Raw genomic sequence first — 1151 nt, 5'->3', positions numbered from 1 at the left:
TCTGGAGGGTGAGTGCGATTTGGGTGAAGGGGGTGTGGGAGAGGGTGCGGTGGGGGTTGAGGGCTTCGATGACGTGGTCGAGGGGGAGGTCCTGGTGGGCGTAGGCGGCGAGGTCGGTTTCGCGGACGCGGGTGAGGAGTTCGGTGAAGGTGGGGTCGCCGGTGAGGTCGGTGCGGAGGATGAGGGTGTTGACGAAGAATCCGACGAGGGGTTCGAGGGCTTCGTCGGTGCGTCCGGCCTGGACGGTGGCGATGGGGAGGTCGGTTCCGGCGCCGAGGGTGCGGAGGAGGACGGCGGTCGCGGCGTGCAGGACCATGAAGAGGGTGACGTCGTGGTCGCGGGCGAGGGTGCGGAGCTGGTGGTGGAGGGCGGGGGTGAGGGTGAGGGGTGTGGTGGCTCCGTGGTGGCGGGCGATCGCGGGGCGGGGGCGGTCGAGGGGGAGGTCGAGGACCTGGGGGGCGCCGGTGAGCTGGTGGGTCCAGTAGGTGCGCTGGCGGGCGAGGATGCTGTTCGGGTCGTGGGGATTGCCGAGGACGGCGGTCTGCCAGAGGGCGTAGTCGGCGTACTGCACCGCCAACGGAGCCAGCTCCTGGCCCTGGTCCAGATTCTGACCGTGGGTGCGGGTGCGGTAGGCGGTGGAGAGGTCGCGGGCGAGGGGGGTCATGGACCATCCGTCGCTGGCGATGTGATGGACCAGCAGGAGCAGGACGTGCTGGTCGGGGGCCTGCTCGAAGAGGGTGGCCCGGAACGGGATCTCGGCGGCCAGGTCGAAACGGTACGCGGAGTGCTCGCGCAGCAGCCGGTCGAGTTCCTCCTCCCCGGCCACCGGGCGGGGGCCGTCCACAACGACCCGGGCGTCGCCGACAGGGATCACCTGCTGGCAGGGCTCGCCGTCGAGTTCGACGAACCGGGTCCGCAGCGACTCGTGCCGGGCCACCACGTCCGCGACCGCCCCCGCGAGCGCCTCCCGGTCCAGCGGACCGGAGAACCGCAGGACCAGCGGGCAGTTGTACGTGGGACTGGGGCCCTCCAGCCGGAACGCGAACCACAGCCGCCGCTGCGCGTACGACAGCGGTATCCGTTCCGGACGCACCCCCGCCACCAACGGCGCCCGCGCCGCACCCGCCCGCGCCACCCGCCCCGCCAGCAGA

Annotated in this window: 1 protein-coding gene; it reads right to left on the bottom strand. The window is 72.1% G+C overall.

Annotated elements, in window-relative coordinates; translation table 11 throughout:
- The coding region (locus tag ACH4SP_RS42510; protein ID WP_398423870.1) for a condensation domain-containing protein at positions 1-1151 on the bottom strand (1151 nt) is incomplete at both ends.

Origin of the sequence: Streptomyces sp. NPDC021093 (assembly GCF_044333135.1) — a bacterium.
Taxonomy (GTDB): domain Bacteria; phylum Actinomycetota; class Actinomycetes; order Streptomycetales; family Streptomycetaceae; genus Streptomyces.
The sequence above is the reverse complement of the archived record's forward strand: the minus strand, read 5'-3'. Positions and strand labels throughout refer to the sequence as shown.